The sequence below is a fragment of the Micromonospora sp. NPDC023737 genome (genome assembly GCF_040639715.1).
Taxonomy (GTDB): domain Bacteria; phylum Actinomycetota; class Actinomycetes; order Mycobacteriales; family Micromonosporaceae; genus Micromonospora.
In genome coordinates this window covers 96,714-114,933 of sequence record NZ_JBFAAL010000004.1, presented here as the reverse complement: position 1 = coordinate 114,933, position 18,220 = coordinate 96,714, and the positions used below count along the sequence as shown (strand labels likewise).

General features: G+C 72.4%; 8 protein-coding genes. 7 read left to right on the top strand and 1 reads right to left on the bottom strand.

The window, feature by feature from the left end; all coding sequences use genetic code 11:
* The first annotated feature begins 8 nt into the window (after positions 1-8).
* The 3 genes from AB0F98_RS11925 to AB0F98_RS11915 are packed head-to-tail and all read left to right on the top strand — an operon-like array spanning position 9 to position 11,820.
* Positions 9-4,661, top strand: coding sequence for a family 78 glycoside hydrolase catalytic domain (locus tag AB0F98_RS11925; protein ID WP_357732787.1), 4,653 nt, complete (start codon positions 9-11; stop codon positions 4,659-4,661).
* A gap of 33 nt (positions 4,662-4,694) precedes the next feature.
* Positions 4,695-8,543: a family 78 glycoside hydrolase catalytic domain gene (locus tag AB0F98_RS11920; protein ID WP_357732784.1), complete on the top strand. Its 3,849-nt coding sequence runs from the start codon at positions 4,695-4,697 to the stop codon at positions 8,541-8,543.
* A 52-nt stretch (positions 8,544-8,595) separates the two neighbouring features.
* Positions 8,596-11,820: a family 78 glycoside hydrolase catalytic domain gene (locus tag AB0F98_RS11915; protein ID WP_357732781.1), complete on the top strand. Its 3,225-nt coding sequence runs from the start codon at positions 8,596-8,598 to the stop codon at positions 11,818-11,820.
* A gap of 176 nt (positions 11,821-11,996) precedes the next feature.
* On the opposite strand, the gene AB0F98_RS11910 is transcribed toward AB0F98_RS11915, so the two are convergent.
* Positions 11,997-13,028, bottom strand: coding sequence for a LacI family DNA-binding transcriptional regulator (locus AB0F98_RS11910; protein WP_357732778.1), 1,032 nt, complete (start codon positions 13,026-13,028; stop codon positions 11,997-11,999).
* 362 nt (positions 13,029-13,390) lie between these two features.
* Between AB0F98_RS11910 and AB0F98_RS11905 the strand changes: the two genes are divergently transcribed.
* The 4 genes from AB0F98_RS11905 (at position 13,391) to rhaS (ending at position 18,210) form a co-directional block, all read left to right on the top strand.
* Entirely contained in the window at positions 13,391-14,914 is a 1,524-nt protein-coding gene (locus AB0F98_RS11905; protein WP_357732775.1) for a sugar ABC transporter ATP-binding protein, read from the top strand.
* 67 nt (positions 14,915-14,981) lie between these two features.
* A complete protein-coding gene (locus AB0F98_RS11900) occupies positions 14,982-16,037 on the top strand; it encodes an ABC transporter permease (protein WP_357732772.1) in 1,056 nt (351 codons plus the stop codon).
* Positions 16,027-17,091, top strand: coding sequence for an ABC transporter permease (locus AB0F98_RS11895; protein ID WP_357732769.1), 1,065 nt, complete (start codon positions 16,027-16,029; stop codon positions 17,089-17,091). The genes AB0F98_RS11900 and AB0F98_RS11895 overlap by 11 nt, the downstream gene beginning before the upstream one ends.
* A 33-nt stretch (positions 17,092-17,124) precedes the next feature.
* Complete coding sequence (rhaS, locus tag AB0F98_RS11890) at positions 17,125-18,210, top strand: rhamnose ABC transporter substrate-binding protein (RefSeq protein ID WP_357732766.1); 1,086 nt, start codon at positions 17,125-17,127, stop codon at positions 18,208-18,210.
* Positions 18,211-18,220 lie beyond the last annotated feature (10 nt).

Sequence of the window (18,220 nt, the reverse complement as noted above, 5' to 3'; positions counted from 1 at the left end):
GACCCGGTATGAAGCTCCCAACTCGGCGCCGCCTCGCGCTCACCACGGCGCTCCTGCTGCTCGCCGGACCGGCGGCCGCGGTGGTGTCGGCCGGGCCGGCGGCCGCCGCCCGACCCTCGGCGCCCGCGCTCGCCGTGGCCGGCCTCACCGCCGAGCGGGCGACGAACCCGATCGGGCTGGACGTGCCGCGACCCCGGCTGGGCTGGCGGCTCGACTCCGCCGCACGCGGTGTGATCCAGGAGTCCTACCAGGTACGGGTGGCCACGAGCACGGCCCGACTCGACGACCCCGACGTCTGGGACAGCGGGCGGGTCCGGTCGCGGCAGAGCGTCCTCGTCCCGTACGCCGGCCCCGAACTGCGGCCCCGCACCCGATACGTCTGGCAGGTGCGGGTGTGGGACACCGCGGCCCGTACCTCGGGCTGGAGCGAACCGGCCTCCTGGGAGACCGGTGTCCTGGGCGCGGCGGGCTGGCGAGCGGACTGGATCGGGCTGCCGTCGCCCACCGAGTCCTGGGCGGACTACACCGTCCAGACCACCGTCCGCCTCGAACGCGACGCCGCCGGCGTCTACCTGCGCGCCACCGGCCCGGCCAACGCCTACATGTGGCAGTTCTCGATCGTCGGCGGCAGCGCGAAACTGCGCCCGCACGTACGCGTCGACGGCGCCTGGCGCGTGCTCAAGGAGGTACCGCTCGGCGACGTCGTGCCGGCCGACCGGCTGACCGCACCGCACACGTTGCGCATCACCGCGACCGGCGACACCATCACCACCTGGGTCGACGGCACCCAGGTCGACGTCACGCGCGACGGCGCACACCGTGGCGGGTCGGTCGGCCTGCGTACCGACGGAGTGGAGACCGGCACCTTCTCCGACTTCTCCGTGACCAGCGGCGACAGTTCCCTGTTCGCGGCGTCGCTCACCGACGGGGAGAACCCGTTCGGCGGTGGCACACCCACCGCCGCCGGGCTGCGGGTCAGCGGCGGCACCGAGGCGATGCTGACCGCGCTGGATGCGAGCCCGCTGCTGCGCCGGGGATTCCAGGTCGACGGGAAGGTCACCCGCGCCCGGATCTACGCCACCGCCCTCGGGGTCTACCAGTTGTCGCTCAACGGTCACCGGGTCGGTGACCACGAGTTGGCGCCCGGCTGGACCGACTACGACAAGCGGGTGCAGTACCAGACGTACGACGTGACCGGGCAGCTCCGCCGGGGCGACAACGTCCTCGGCGCCCTGCTCGGCGACGGTTGGTACGCCGGCACCATCGCCTCGTTCGGCACCGACCACTACGGTTCCCGTCCGCACCTGAGCGCGCAGCTGGTCGTCGACTACGCCGATGGGCGTACGGAGACGGTCGGCACCGACGGCTCCTGGCGCGCCACACCCGGGCCCTTCCGGCAGAGCGACCTCATCCACGGCGAGACGTACGACGCGCGCCGGCTCCCGGCCGGCTGGGACCGTCCCGGCTTCGACGACTCCGGCTGGTCACCGGCCACCCTGGACGAGACCGGTGCCACCGGCCGGATCGTCGCCCAGGTCGACCCGCCGGTGCGGGTCGTACAGGAGCTGCCGGCCCGGGCACTGACCCAGCCCACCCCCGGCACCTGGATCTTCGACCTCGGGCAGAACATGGTGGGCAAGGTCCGGCTGCGCGTCTCCGGGCCGGCCGGTGCCACGGTCCGAATCCGGCACGCCGAGGTGCTCAACCCGGACGGTACGGCGTACACGGCGAACCTGCGCTCGGCGCAGGCCACCGACCGCTACACGCTGCGCGGTGGTGCGGCGGAGATCTACGAGCCGGCGTTCACCTTCCACGGTTTCCGCTACGTCGAACTGACCGGCTTCCCCGGCACACCCGACCTGGCCACCGTCACCGGCCTGGTCATGCACACCGACGGGGAACTCACCAGCGAGTTCGAGACCTCCAACGCGATGGTGAACCAGCTGCACTCCAACATCACCTGGGGTCAGCGCGGCAACTTCCTCTCCATCCCGACCGACACCCCGGCGCGCGACGAGCGGTTGGGCTGGACCGGTGACATCAACGTCTTCGCGGAGACGGCGACGTTCAACATGGACAGCCTGACCTTCCTCACCAAGTGGCTGCAGGACCTGCGCGACGCGCAGTCGGTGAACGGCGCGTACCCCGACGTGGCACCCCGCGCCTGCTGCGGTGACGGTGCGACGGGATGGGCCGACGCCGGTGTCACGGTGCCGTACACGCTCTGGCAGCGCTACGGGGACACCCAGGTCGTCGAGGAGCACTACCCGTCGATGGTGCGGTACGCGTCCTGGCTGGAGAGCACCAGCTCGGGGCACCTGCGCGCGAACGCCGGCCCGTACCTCGACTGGCTCAACCTCGACGACCCGACGCCCGCCGGGGTCATCGGCACCGCCTACTACGCGTACAGCATCCGGCTGCTGGGGGAGATGGCGGAGGCGATCGGCCGGGACGCCGATGCGGCACGCTACACGGCGCTGTCCCGGGACATCGCCGAGGCGTTCGTCGACGCGTACGTCTCGGCCGACGGCACCGTCGCGGGCGACAGCCAGACCGGGTACGTGCTGGCCATCGGCATGGGACTGTTGCCCGAACCGGTGCGCGCCAAGGCCGCCGACCGGCTGGTCGACAACGTGCGGCGGCACGACTGGCACCTGTCCACCGGCTTCCTGGGCACCCCTGACCTGTTGCCGGCGTTGAGCGATACCGGGCACCTGGACGTCGCGTACCGGCTGCTGCTCAACGACACCTATCCGTCGTGGGGCTACGAGATCGCCAAGGGCGCGACCACCATCTGGGAGCGGTGGAACTCGATCATGCCGGACGGGAGTTTCGGCGACGTGTCGATGAACTCCTTCAACCACTACGCCTACGGTGCCGTCGGGGACTGGATGTACCGGACCGTCGCCGGCATCCAACCCGACCCCGGCAGCCCCGGGTACACGCACCTCACGTTCGCGCCGCAGCCGGGTGGCGGCCTCACCTCCGCCCGCGCCTCGTACCGTGCGGCGCAGGGCGTCATCGGCAGCGACTGGAGCCTCGACGCCCGTGGCGACATGCGGCTGCGCCTCACCGTCCCGGCGAACGTGACGGCGACCGTACGCATCCCGACGCCGACGCGGCACGCGGTCATCGAACGCGGCCGGCCGGCGGCGGAAGCCGACGGGGTGCGCTTCCTCCGCACCGACGGCCCGGTCGCCGTCTACGAGATCGGCTCCGGCAGCTACTCGTTCGCCGTCGACCGGGTGCTCGGTGACCTCGGCGACGCCGGTGACGCCGTGACGGCGCTGCGGGCGCTGACCGACGAACTCGCCGGCGAACCGGGCCGGCCCGCGGAGGCGTACCTGCGTGCCCGGTTCGGTCAGCTCGCCACCGCCACCACGGCGGCCCGCACGGCCCACCTCGCGGGCGACGCCCGTGCCGCCGCCGCGCACGCGCACCGGGCCCTGGCCACGACGGACGACGTGGGCCGGTGGCTGCGTACCCAGGTCGACGCCGGTCGGCTGAGCGCCGCCGACGCCGACCGCTTCACCGAGCCGCTCACCACGGTGGGCCGGCGGCTCTCCGCGGCCTCCTCGGCGCTGCTCGGGGCGGTGGTGACCCTCGACCTGCCGGTCGGCGAGCGGATGCCCGGCGACCTCCTGCACGCCACTGTCGCCGTCACCAACGGCGGCACCGGCCCGCTCACCGGCGTGACGTCCGCGCTGCGGGTCCCGGACGGCTGGACGGCGAACCCCGTCGACCCCCGGCCCACCACTGTCGCGCCGGGCGCCACCGTGCGGCACCGCTACGACCTGCGGATCCCCCTCGGGCAGTCGCCGGGGACCGCGAGCGTCGACGGCACGGTGAGCTACCGGCACCGGGGTGGCACCGCGACCCTGCCGGTGTCGGGCACCGTCAGCACCGTGCCGGCGGTGCAGATCGTGTCCGCGGCCGCCGAGCCGGTCGCTCCCGGCGCCGCGACCACCGTCACCACCGTGCTGCGCAACCGATCCACGGTGCCGGTGACCGGGCGGCTCACCACCGTGGCGGCGGACGGCTGGACGGTGGGACCCGCCGCCGGGTACGCCATCGCCCCGGGGGCGGAGACCACGATGTCCACGGCCGTCACCGCGCCACTGTCGACGACGGAAGGCCCGGCGACGGTCACCGTCGCCACGGGGGACACGGAGGCCGAACGGCGCGCGGTGCCGGTCCAGGTCCAGATCACCAACCCGCCGGCCGGCGCGTACGACCATGTGGATCTCGGTGACCCGGCGTCGGAGCAGACGCACCGACTCACCGCCTCGACCTACTCCGGCACCAGCACCGAGGCCGGCCTGACCCGGCGCTACACCAACGTCACCCAGCCCGACGGGTGGTTCGAGTTCGACCTCGCCGTCACACCGGGCGCGCCGTTCGTGCTGCGGGCCGTCGAGACGTACGACCAGGCGCAACTGAAGGACTACGAGGTCGTCGTCGACGGCACGGCGGTACACACCCGGTCCTGGCGACGCACCGCCGGTGGGGCCGGCACGGTCAGCTACCAGTTCGTCGTCGACCTGCCGGACGCCACCCAGGACGGCACGGTCCGGGTGCGGTTCCGGGACACCGGCGACGGCTACGACCCGTCGATCGCCGACGTCTGGTCCGCGCCACTGCCGGCCCCCGCGCAGCCCTGACCCCGCAACGCCACCGCATCGAGGAGGAGACCGATGGCGCAGACCCCACGACCGGCCCCGGCACCCGGATCGGAACTGACCCGCCGATCGCTGATCGGGTGGGGCGTAGCCGGTGCCGGAGCCGTGGCGCTGGGCGCGGGCGGCACCGAGCCCGCGTCGGCCGCCCCGCCGGACGGTGCCGGCGCCGGGCCGCTCGCGGTCGACCGCCTGCGCACGGAGTACGCCGACCGTCCACTCGGTACGGACGTCGGCCGGCCCCGGTTCTCCTGGACCGCGACCGCGCCGGGCCACAACGCCGGCCAGAGCGCCTACCAGGTGCTGGTGGCCACCCGCCCGGACCGGTTGACCCCGGAGGCGGCCGACGTCTGGAACTCGGGCCGGGTGTCCTCGCAGCGGTCCCTGGGCGTGGCGTACGCCGGTCCGCGGCTGGCCCCACGGACCCGGTACCACTGGCGGGTGCGGCTCTGGGACCAGGCCGGTCGCGCGACCGGCTGGAGCAACCCGACCTGGTTCGAGACCGGCCTGCTCGACGAGGGCTTCGGCGCCGCCCGCTGGGTGGGCGCGGAACCGGACCACGCGGCTGAACCGTTGGACCTTGCCGGCGCCTCGTGGATCTGGTCGCCGGACGCCACCGCCGGAAACGCCCCGGCCGGCACCCGCTGGTTCCGTGGCCGGCTCGTGCTCCCCGCCGGCACCGGGATCGTCGCCGCGCAGCTCGTCGTGACCGCCGACGACGACTTCACGGCGTACCTCGACGGGCAGCAGGTGCTGCACGCCCCGCAGCAGACCGACGGCTGGAAGAACGCCAGGGCCGCCGACGTCACCGACCTGGTCCGTGACGCCGGCGGTCCGCTCACCCTCGCCGTGATCGCCACCAACCGCCCCGGCCCGTCGGTGAACCCCGGCGGGCTGATCGCCAAGCTGGTCGTGACGACCACCGCCGGTGAGCGGTCGGTGCTGGTCAGCGATGGCTCCTGGCGCAGCTCGGATACGGAGCAGGCCGGCTGGCCGGAGCCCGGCCACGACGACACCGGCTGGGCGCCGGTGGCGGTGCTCGCCCCGTACGGCCAGGGGCCGTGGGGCGGACAGGTCGAGATCCCGCAGCCCAACGCCTTGAATCTGACCGGCGCGTCCTGGGTGTGGGGTCCGGGCGCGACGACCGGCAACGCCCCCGCCGGTCCGCGCTGGTTCCGCGGCCGGCTGGCCCTGCCCCAGGGCACCGGGGTCAGCTCCGCCCGGCTGATCATGAGCGCCGACGACGACTTCACCGCGTACCTCTGCGGCCAGCTCGTCCTCTCCGCCCCCCAGCAGACCGACGGCTGGCGTACCGCCCGGGTCGCGGACGTCACGGAGCTGACCCGCGCGGCCGTCGGCGGCGACCTGGTGCTGGCCGTGATCGCCACCAACCGTGGTGGCGCGTCGGTCAACCCCGGTGGTCTGATCGCGAAGCTCGTGGTCGGCACCACGGACGGCGGCGAACTGGTGTTCGTCACCGGTGCGGCCTGGCGGACGACCGGCAGCGTCGAGCCGGGGTGGGAACAGGTGGACCACGACGACTCCGCCTGGTCGCCGGTGGTGGTCCTCGCGCCGTACGGCCAGGGGCCGTGGGGCAGCGGTGTCGAACCGCCGGTGCAGGAGCGGCCAGCGCCGCTGCTGCGGCGCGCGTTCCGGCTCGACAAGCCGGTGACCCGGGCCCGGCTGTACGTGGCGGGCCTCGCCTACCAGGTGCCGCACCTCAACGGTGAGCGGGTCGGGACGGCCGTGCTGGACCCGGGGTTCACCGACTACGACGACACCGTGCTGTACGTGACGCACGACGTCACGCGGCTGCTGGCGCAGGGCGACAACGCGCTCGCCGTGGAGCTGGGCCGGGGCTTCTACGGCATGACCACCCGCAACGTGTGGCGTTGGCACCAGGCGCCCTGGCACGGAGAGCCACGAGTGCTGGCCCGGCTCGTCGTCGAGCACCCCGACGGGTCGCGCACCGAGGTGGTCAGCGACGACAGCTGGCGGGTGACCGCCGGCCCCACCCTGTCGAACTCCCTCTACGCGGGGGAGACCTACGACGCCCGGCTGGAGCTGCCGGGCTGGTCGGCGGCCCGCTTCGACGACTCCGACTGGGAGCGGGCGAGCGTGCTGGACGCCCCGGCCGGCACGCTGCGGGCCCAGGAACACGAGCCGATCCGGGTCGTCGAGTCCGTCGCCCCGAACCACCTCAGCTCCCCGCGTGCAGGCGTCTGGGTGGCGGACTTCGGCCGGACGACCGCCGGCTGGGTACGGCTGCGGGTCACCGCGCCGGCCGGCACCGTCGTGCGCATCCTGTACGGCGAGAAGCTGCGCGCCGACGGAACGGTCGAGGCGTCCAACGGCAACGTCCAGAGCGCCCGCTTCCAACTCGACGAGTACGTGACCCGAGGCGGCGGGGTGGAGGTCTGGGAGCCGCGCTTCTCGTACAAGGGATTCCGCTACGTACAGCTCGACGGGCTGCCGGGGGCGGCCCGCACCGACACCGTGACCATGCGGGTGGTGCACTCCGACGTCCGCGACGTCGGCGAGTTCCGGTGCAGCGAACCGCTGTTCGAGCAGTTCGAGCGGATGATGCGCCGTACGGTGCGCAGCAACCTGCACGGCATCCCCACCGACACCCCGATGTACGAGAAGAACGGCTGGACCGGGGACGCGCAGGTCGCCGCCGCCACGATGGCCGGTCAGCTCGACCTGTCGCGGTTCTTCACGAAGTGGCTCGGGGACCTGCGGGACGCCCAGGTCGCCTCCGGTCAGGTGCCGGTCATCGTGCCCAGCGGCGGCTGGGGATACCAGGAGCTGGCCCCGGCGCCGGAGTGGACCACCGTCTACCCGTACCTGCTGCGCGAGATGCACCGCTGGTACGGCGACGACCGGTTGCCACGGCAGCACTGGCAGGCCGTGGCCGACTATCTGGAGTGGGAGCTGGGTCGCCTCAGCGACGGGCTGGCGGTGACGGCGCTCGGGGACTACCTGTCGCCGGGCACCGGCGGTAATCCGCCCGAGGACACCCGGCTGACCGCCACGGCGTACCTGCACCGGGCGCTGCTGGCGAGCGCCGAGGTGGGTGAACTGATCGGGCAGGACGCGCAGGCCGCCACGTTCCGCGCGGCGGCGGCGGGGCTGCGCGACCGGCTCAACGAGACCTTCCTGGACCGGGGGCGTGGGCTGTACCGCACCGACCGTGATCCCGGGTACCGGCAGACGTCCAACGCCGTTCCGCTGGCGTTCGGTCTGGTGCCCGAGGACCTGGTGCAGGCGGTGGTGGACAACCTGGTGGCCGACATCCGCGACCGGGGCTGGCACCTGAACACCGGCTGCCTCGGCACCAGCGTCCTGCTGCCCGTGCTGACCGCGCACGGCCACGCCGACGTGGCCGCCCGGGTGGCGTTGCAGCGGACGTACCCGAGCTGGGGCTACTGGGTGGAGAACGACGCCGACACCATGTGGGAGATGTGGCCGACCTCGACCCGCTCCCGCCAGCACTACTTCCACGGCACCGTCGTGCAGTGGCTCTACGAGCACGTCGCGGGCCTGCGGCCGGTCGCCGACGGATGGGCCCGGTTCGTCGTCCGGCCCGACGCGCGGGCCGAGTTGTCCTCGGCGTCGGTGGCGGTGGACACGGTGCGCGGGCGGGCCTCCGCCGCCTGGCGCCATCGCGACGGCCGGTTCGAGCTGACCGTGCAGGTGCCGGTGGGGGCCACGGCCGAGGTCCACGTACCCGGGGCGCGGCCGGGCGACGTCGAGGCGTCGCCCGGCGGGTTGGTGACGGCCCGGCGGATGGTGGCGGGCTACCTGGTGCACACGGTCGGCTCGGGGACCTGGCGCTTCGTCAGCAGCTCCGCACCGACCGCCTGACGGCGAAGAGGCGGAGCGTCGGCGCCGGGGCGTCGACGGGAGGGAGAGCATCGTGTCGAGAACGAGACATCGGACGCGCGGGCTCATGGGGGCGGGCGTCTGCCTGCTCCTGATCGCGTCGCAGGCATTGGCCGCCACCCCGGCCGCAGCCGGGCCTGGTGGCGGCGCCCCCGACGTCCGGGTCGCCAACCTCCAGGTCGACGGCAGGTACGACGAACCGCTGGGCATGGACGATCCCGATCCGACGCTCGCCTGGCAGATCGTCGAGACGCCCCGGGCCGCGGCGCATCCGTGTCACCGGCCCCGAGCCCGCCAGGCGTGCCCGGGGGACAGGCAGACCGCCTATCAGGTCCAGGCCGCGGCCAGCGAGTCGGACCTCGATCGCGGGCGGCTGATCTGGGACTCCGGCCGGGTCGAATCCGATGTGCAGACGGGTGTCCGCTACGCGGGTGCGCCCCTGAAGTCCCGTGATCGGGTGGTGTGGCGGGTACGCGTCTGGGACGCCGACAAGCGTCCCTCGGGCTGGAGCGAGACGTCCTCCTGGGAGATGGGCCTGCTGCGGCAGAGTGACTGGGCACCGGCCCGCTGGATCGAGTACCCGGGCCGCGCAGAGAACCAGCCGATGCCGATCTTCGCCCGCCAGTTCACGATCGACCGCCGGGCGCGGATCGAGGATGCCCGCCTGTACCTGTCCGGGGTCGGCCTGCACAAGCCGAGCCTGAACGGCCGGACGCTCACCGACGAGGTGCTGGCCCCCGGCAACTCGAACTACCAGCTCTCCAGCGAGTACCGCACCTACGACGTCTCGAAGGAGCTGCGCACCGGCGGCAACACGCTCGGCGTGCAGCTCGGCAACGGCCCGGCGTACGTGCGCCGCAGCGTCACCAACCCGGCCGTCGGCCGTACCGCGCCGTACTCCTGGTGGCAGAGTCAGCTCAAGGGCAGCGGCGCCCTGGCCACGGACGTGGCGGCCGGCGCCACCACGGTGCAGGTCACCGACGTGGCGAACTACCACGTCGGCGGCAGCATCAACATCGACACCGGCGACGGCGGAGACCGCCTCGAATCCCGCACGATCACCGCGATCGGCACCGCCGGCCCCACCGGCGCCGGTATCGCCTTCACTCCCGGCCTGGCCGGACCGCACAGCGCGGGCGCGTTGGTCACCGGGTCGGGCAACAACATCGCCGCGAGTGACGCGAGCGCCGGGGCCGCGGTCACCCCGCGCCTCATCGCGCGCCTCGAGATCTCGTACGCCAGCGGGGCGACCGATGTCATCGTCTCCGACCGCAGCTGGCGTACCGCCCTGGGGCCACTCGTCACCGACGCGTGGTACTCCGGCGCGGACTACGACGCCCGCCGCGAGCAACCCGGCTGGGACGGCCCGGGGGCGGATCTCTCGGCGACCGCGAAACGTCGCGACGGCACGAACACCGGCTGGATCGACGCCGGCATCGCACCACCGCCCAACCTGGCCACCAGGCTCGTCGCCCGCGCGGCCGAGCCGGTCGAGGTCGTCGAGAAGTTCACCCCGCTGTCCGTACGCAATCCCGCGCCCGGCACCTGGGTCTTCGACTTCGGGCAGAACATCGTCGGGTGGCCGGAGCTGCACCTGCGCGACGAGGTGCCGGCGGGCACCACCGTCCGCATGTCCCCGGCCGAGTCGCTCGCCGCCGACGGCACCGTCGACCAGGCCTCGCTGATGGGTGGCGGCGGCAGCCGGGGCCGGGACCTGTTCAACACCTACACGACGGCCGGTCTCCGGGGCGGCGAGACCTGGCACCCCGAGTTCAACTACTTCGGGATGCAGTGGGTGCAGGTGACCGGTCTGCCGCAGGGGTACGTGCCCACCAAGGACACGATCCGGGGCCTGCGGTTGCAGGCGGACACCCCGACGGCCGGGGAGGTGACCACCTCCAACGCCCGGGTCAACCGCATCCACACGATGTCCCGGTACTCCTTCATGAGCAACATCATGTCGGTGTTCACCGACTGCCCCGGCCGGGAGAAGCTGTCGTACCCGGCGGACTACACCATGCCGATGGGGGCCATCCACCGCAACGAGCAGCTCGCGGCGTACCTGCGCACGACCATGCACCATCTGGTGGAGGGACAGTCGGTCGCCGACACGCCCATGTCCGGCAACGTGGCGCTGAAGACTCCGGTGTACGACTGGGGTTACAGCGGCCGCTTCGGTGACGAGATCAACTGGGGCAACGCCATCATTCTCGTGCCCGCGATGCTCTACGAGCTGTACGGCGACACCCAGACCATGACCCGCTACTACGACCGGATGGTCGACTTCGCCGACTACATCCAGCGGGAGAAGGTCGGCACCGGCGCCGACGCGCACATCGTCGACGCGGCGCTCGCCGACTGGGTGTCGGCCGACCAGACCTCGGGCCGGATCACCGGCACCTGGGGCTACCACGTGATGATCACCAAGCTGGCCATGATGGCGGAGCTGACCGGACACCGGGCGGACGCAGAGAGGTACCGCACCCTGGCCGACGACATCAAGACGGCGTTCAACGCGCACTTCTACAACACCCAGCTGCGCCGTTACACCGCCGACGGCGACGGTGGCACCGCCGGTGCCACCCAGACGGCGCAGGCACTCGCGCTGGACGCCGGGCTCGTCCCGGACGGGGAGCGCGCCGCGGTCCTCGACGCCCTCGTCGACCTGGTCTACGCGTTCCACCCCGAGGGCGACGGGCCGCACTTCAGCGGCGGCACCATCGGCATGGGCCCCACCGTCCGGGCCCTGGCCGCCGGTGGCCGCGACGACGTGCTGTGGGATCTGCTCCAGGAGGACGACCAGCCGAGCTACGGGTACTTCATGGCGTCCACCACCGCCAATCCGGGCGGCATGACCACCATCGGGGAGCGGTGGAACCGGGGCGACTCGAAGAACCACATGATCCTCGCCCAGATCGAGGAGTGGTTCCACAGTGGGCTCGCCGGGATCCGCGCGGCGGACGGCAGCATCGCCTACCGGGAGCTGGTCATCCAGCCGAAGGTCGTCGGCGATCTGACCTTCGTGAAGGGCAGCTACCGGACGCCGGCCGGGCTCGTCCGCTCCGAGTGGTCCAGGACCGACGGTCGGTTCCGGCTCGCGGTCACCGTCCCCACCAACACCACAGCGGAGATCCGGGTGCCGCTGCACGGCGGCCAGGTGACCGCAGCGCCGGAGCGGGCCGACTTCGTGCGGGTAGAGGCCGACCATGCCGTCTACCGCGTCGGTGCGGGCTCGTACTCCTTCACGGTCACGCGATAGCCCCTGCGGCCGGGTCCGGCGTCCACACCGTGACGCCGGGCCCGGCCGCAGGCCGGCCCGCCTGCCGTACGCGGTATCCGGGTTCGCGCCGGGGCGCAACGAGGCGGCCACGTGTTGCCCGGTGGCGCACACCGAGCCGGCCACGACCGCGTCGGCCGCACGGCTGCCGGCGCCGGTCAGCGTCGGGCGCGTCGAGGCTGGTCGCTGGAGCGGCGGACGACGAGCTCGGGCTGGAAGACGACGTGCCGGTGCTGGTGTGCCTCGCCGTGCTCGGCCTCCTCGAGCAGCAGTTCGGCCGCGGTGCGTCCGAGCTGTTCGCGGGGTTGGCGTACGGAGGAGAGCGGCACCGCCGCCGCGGCGGCGAACTCGATGTCGTCGTAGCCGACGATGGCGATGTCGGCGGGCACCCGCAGACCGCGCGCGGTGAGCTCCTGGAGCACGCCGAGGGCCAGCAGGTCGTTGGCGCAGAAGAGGGCAGTGGGTCGTTGGCGCGCGGGCAGGGCCAGCAGGTCCTCGGCGGCTCGCCGTCCGGCCATGACGGTCAGGCTGGTGGTCGCGGCGACGCGGAGTTCGGCGCCCGCCCCCCGATCCTCCAGGGCGGCGGCGGCACCGGCATGCCGCTCCGCGACCTGGGCGATGGAGAGTGGCCCGCCGACGTAGGCGATGCGGCGGTGACCCTGGTCGAGCAGGTGGTCCATGGCGAGCCGGCCGCCGAGGACGTCGTCGACGGCCACCGAGCAGCGGCTGGCCCGGCCGGTGCCGCGGTCGACGAGGACGACGGGGATGCCACGGTCGATGAGTTTCTCGAGATGGGGTTGCGGCCCGTCGCCGACTGGGGTGATGAGCACGCCGCGTACGCGTTGCTCCTCCAACAGCTCGAGGTGCCGGCGTTCGCGGGCACCGTCCTCGCCGCTGTTGCAGACGATGAGCATGGCGCCGGTCGCCTCGACGACCCGCTCCGCACCGCGCACCATGTCGGTGAAGAACGGGTTGGTCACGTCCAGCACGACGATGGCGATCGTGCGGCTCTGGCCCGCGCGCAGCTGACGGGCGGAGTCGTTGCGTACGTAGCCGAGTTCGGCGATGGCGTCGAGCACACGTTGGCGGGTGCTGGGTGAGACCATGTCGGGCCGGTTGAGCACGTTGCTCACCGTGCCGAGGGACACGCCGGCGTGGCGGGCCACCTCCTTGATGCTTGCCCCTGCCATCGTTCCGTTACCTCTCAGTGCGCTTGGTGAGCGTCCTTGGGTGGTCCCGCCTTGCGGTCCGACGGTCCCGCTCACCCACCGCAGACACCGAGCACGCCACCTGATCCCTGGGACATGGAGCGGGGACGCCGCGCGGCGGCCCCGGGCCCCGGGTCGACGTCGGGAGTCTATAGCGGCTAAAACGTTTCATCCAGTTGCCCGGTCGGCGGCGGCCCACTTCGGGTCGGCCCTGCGCGACGGGAAGTGAGAGTTCGCGGCCCGTTCCGGCGAGCGGGGGGAAATCGCCGCGAGGTCTTGACGGTCACGAATGCCTGCCCCTACCGTCCATGCACGACCCATGAAACGATTCAGGAGGGGGTCGGATGAGCCCCGAAGCACCGGGAGCGGACAACGCTCCGCTGCTGGTACTGGACGGTGTGACGAAGTCCTTCGGCGCCGTCGCCGCGCTGCGCGGCGTGCACCTCGCGCTGCGCCCCGGCGAGGCGCACGCCCTGGTCGGTGAGAACGGGGCCGGAAAGTCCACACTGGTGAAGATCCTCGCCGGAGCCCACGCCCCGGACACCGGCCGGATGGCCCTCGACGGCGGCCCGCTCGAACTGCGCGGCCCCGCGGATGCCCGGGCCGCCGGCATCGCCGTCATCTACCAGGAGCCGACCCTGTTTCCCGACCTGTCGGTCGCGGAGAACATCTTCATGGGCCGGCAGCCACTGCGCGGCCTGCGCCGCATCGACACGACCGCCATGAACCGTGACGCCGAGCGGCTCTTCGAGCGACTCGGCGTCCGGATCGATCCGACCCGTCCCGCGCGCGGGCTGTCCATCGCCGACCAGCAGCTCGTCGAGATCGCCAAGGCGCTGTCCTTCGACGCCCGGATCCTGGTGATGGACGAGCCCACCGCCGCGCTCTCCGGCGTCGAGGTGGAACGGCTCTTCGGGGTGGCCCGGTCACTGTGCGAGCGCGGTGCGGCCGTGCTGTTCATCTCGCACCGTTTCGACGAGGTCTTCGACCTCTGCCAGCGGATCACGGTGCTCCGCGACGGGGCCTGGGTCTCCACCGACCGGACCACCGACCTCACCGTGGACGAGGTGGTGCGGCGCATGGTGGGCCGGGACGTCTCGTCGCTCTACCCGAAGCAGGACGCCCCGGTTCGGGACACCCTGCTGGAGGTCAGTGGGCTGAGCCGGGCCGGTGTCTTCTCCGACGTGTCGTTCAACGTCCGGGGTGGCGAGATCGTCGCCCTGGCCGGTCTGGTGGGCGCCGGCCGCAGCGAGGTGGCCCGGGCCGTCTTCGGCGTGGACCGCTACGACGCCGGCGAGGTACGCGTCGCCGGCCGGCCCCTACCACCGGGCAGCCCGCGCCGGGCCATCGCCGCCGGCCTGGCGCTGGTCCCCGAGGACCGCCGCCAGCAGGGTCTCGTGATGGAACTGTCGGTCGAGCGCAACGCCACCCTGGCCCGCCGCAGCGCACTGAGCCGGTTGGGGCTGCTGATCGGGGGTGCCGAGCGGGCCGAGGCCCAGCGATGGACCCGGCGGTTGCAGGTCAAGGCGTCCCGGCTCACCGCCCCGGTGGCGACGCTCTCCGGCGGTAACCAGCAGAAGGTCGTGCTCGCCAAGTGGCTCGCCACCGAACCGCGGATCCTGATCATCGACGAGCCGACCCGTGGCATCGACGTCGGCACCAAGGCCGAGGTCCACCGACTGCTCTCCGAACTGGCGAACGAGGGGCTGGCCATCCTGATGATCAGCAGCGAACTGCCCGAGGTGCTCGGTATGGCGGACCGGGTTCTCGTCATGCACGAGGGACGCGTGGTCCGCGAGCTGTCCCGGGCCGAGGCGGACGAGACCTCGGTCATGCTCGCCGCCACCGGACAAGGAGCGACCGTATGAGCGGGCGCCGGCGAGCGAATCGCCAGTGCGGTGCGGCAGCCGGAGCCGAGCGGAGCGAGGTGCCGGCATGAGTCTCACGGACACCGGGACGCCGGACCGCCGCACCGCGAACCCGCCGTCCGGCCCGCCACGCCGCGGGCTCACCGAACGGCTGCTCGCCGTACGCGAGTTGAGCCTGCTGCTCGCGCTCGGCGCGCTGATCCTGGTCACCACGTTGCGCAACGACCGCTTCCTGAGCGGGCAGAGTGTCAAGGACCTGCTGCTCGGTTGCGCGATCCTGGTCATCCTCGCGGTCGGGCAGACCCTGGTCATCGTCACCCGCAACGTGGACCTGTCCGTCGGCTCGATCCTCGGCCTGGTCGCCTTCGCGACCGGGTCCCTCTTCCTCGCCGCGCCCGGTACGCCCTGGCCGGTGGCGGTGCTGCTCGGCGTCGCGCTGGGCGCCGGGTGTGGCGCGGTGAACGGCGGGCTGATCGCGGTCGCGAAGGTCCCCGCGCTCGTCATCACGCTCGGCACCCTCTACGCCTTCCGCGGCATCGACTACTACTGGGCGTCCGGCCGCCAGATCAACGCCGCCGACATGCCCCGGTCATTCCTGCGACTGGGCAACCAGACGGTGCTCGGCGTACCCCTGCTCTTCCTCGCCGCGGTGGTCGTCGTCGCCGTCGTCGGCTACTACCTGCGCTCCTACCGCAGCGGGCGGGAGCTCTACGCCATCGGCTCGGAGCCGGCGGCCGCCCGGCTCTCCGGGATCCCCGTCGGCCGGCGCGTCTTCGCCGTGTTCGTCGCCAACGGGGCGCTCGCCGGCCTCGCCGGTGTGCTCTACGCGGCCCGGTTCGGCACCCTCGACGCGGCCGCCGGAACGGGCCTGGAGCTGCAGGTCGTCGCGGCGGCCGTGGTCGGCGGGGTGGCCATCTTCGGCGGCAGCGGCAGTGCGTACGGCGCCGCGCTCGGCGCTGTCCTGCTCACCACGATCGGCAGCTCGCTGGCCGTCCTGCGCATCGACCCGTTCTGGCAGCAGGCGGTCGTCGGCGCGCTCATCCTCGCCGCCATCGGCCTGGACCGGCTCCTGGCCCTGCGGATGGCGGCCCGGCTCCGAGGGAGAAGCGCCCATGGCGCATGACAGCCTGTACGCCGCACCGTCGTCGTCCGGCGCCGAGACCGAGCGGGAGACGGGCCGCCTGGCCGGGTTGCGTGGCGCGCTCGGTTCCTGGGACGTGGCCGTCGTGGTGGCCCTGGTGCTGGCCGCGTTGCTGGCCGGCGTGTCGGTGCAGAACTTCGCCACCGGCCGCAACGTCCAGTTCCTGCTGCTCGACCTGGTGCCGCTGGCCATGCTCGCGCTGCCCATGACGCTGATCGTCATCACCGGCGAGATCGACCTGTCGGTGGCGAGCACGGTGGGCCTGTGCAGCACGGTGATGGGGCAGCTGTGGCTGTCCAGCGGGCTGTCGCTGGAGCTGATCTGCGTGCTGGTGGTGCTGCTCGGCGCCGTGCTCGGCGCGGTCAACGGCGTGTTCGTCACCGGCTTCGGCCTGCCCTCGTTGGCGGTGACCATCGGCACCCTCGCCCTGTACCGGGGACTGTCGTTCGTGGTGCTCGGCGACCAGGCGGTGGCCGATTTCCCGGCGAGCTGGACCGCGGCGGCGGTACGGGACATCCCCGGCACCTCGATCCCCGTCGCGGTGCTGCCGGTGTTGCTGCTGGCGCTGGTGTTCGGTCTCGTGCTCCACGCGACCTCGGCCGGGCGGGCGCTCTACGCGATGGGTAACAACGACCAGGCCGCCACCTTCGCCGGCGTTTCGGTGGCACGGACGAAGTTCTGGCTCTTCGTCGCCTCCGGCGCCGTCTGCGGGCTGGTCGGGATCTTCTGGACCCTGCGCTACGCCAGCGCCCGGGGCGACAACGCCACCGGTCTCGAACTCACCGTGGTGACCGCCGTGCTGCTCGGCGGCGTGTCGATCTTCGGCGGCCGGGGTGGTCTGCTCGGCGTGGTCGCCGGAGTCCTGCTCCTCGGTGTCCTCCGCAACGCGCTGCAACTCGCCGACGTCGACGCCAACGCGTTGACGATCGTCACGGGGGCCCTGCTCGTCGCCTCCGTCGTGCTCCCCAACGCGGTCGCGGACGTCCGCGCGCGGCTGCACCGTCGACGGCAGCGCGCCAACCCCGTCGCGCCCTGATTCCCCCACCACCAACCCCCGGAAGGGATAACGATGTCCGCGCACCGCAGAGGTTTCCGATTCGGGGCCACCGGCCTCGCCCTCGCCGCCCTGCTGCTCAGCGCCACGGCCTGCGGCGGCACCACCCGGGAGAACTCCGGCAACGACACCGGCGCCGGCAACCAGGCCAGCGGCGCCGCGAACCCGGACGCGTCGATCAGGGAAGGCCTCAAGATCGCCTTCCTGCCCAAGCAGGTGAACAACCCCTACTTCACCGTCTCCGACAACGGCGGTAAGACGGCGGTCACCGAGATCAAGGGCGAGTTCAAGGAGGTCGGCCCCTCCGAGGCGAGCGCGTCCTCCCAGGTCAGCTACATCAACACGCTGTCGCAGCAGGGCATGGACGTGATCGTGACCTCGGCGAACGACCCCAACGCGATCTGCGGCGCCCTCAACCAGGCGAAGGCGGCGGGGGCCAAGATCGTAACGTTCGACTCGGACACCAAGCCAGAGTGCCGGCAGATCTTCGTCAACCAGGTGACCGCCGAAGGCATCGCCGAGAACCAGGTCAAGCTCATCTCGGAGCAGATCGGCGGCGCCGGTGAGATCGCGATCCTCTCCGCCACCGCCAACGCGACCAACCAGAACGCCTGGATCGAGCTGATGAAGCAGCAGTTGGCGAAGCCCGAGTACAGCAAGATCAAGCTGGTCACCGTAGCGTACGGCAACGACGACGACCAGAAGTCGTTCCAGGAGACCCAGGGACTGCTTCAGTCGTACCCCGACCTCAAGGGCATCATCTCGCCGACCACCGTCGGCGTCGCGGCCGCCGCCCGCTACCTGAGCGGCTCCCAGTACAAGGGCAAGGTCAAGCTGACCGGCCTGGGCACCCCGAACCAGATGCGCCAGTACGTCAAGGACGGCACCGTCGACGCGTTCTCGCTGTGGAACCCGGCGGACCTGGGCTACCTCGCGGCGTACGCCGGCGCCGCCCTGGCGTCGGGGCAGATCACCGGTGCCGAGGGTGAGAAGTTCACGGCCGGCAAGCTCGGCGAGTACACCGTCGGCAAGGACGGTGTGGTCGTCCTCGGCCCGCCCACCGTCTTCGACAAGAACAACATCGACCAGTTCGACTTCTGACCGCCGCGAG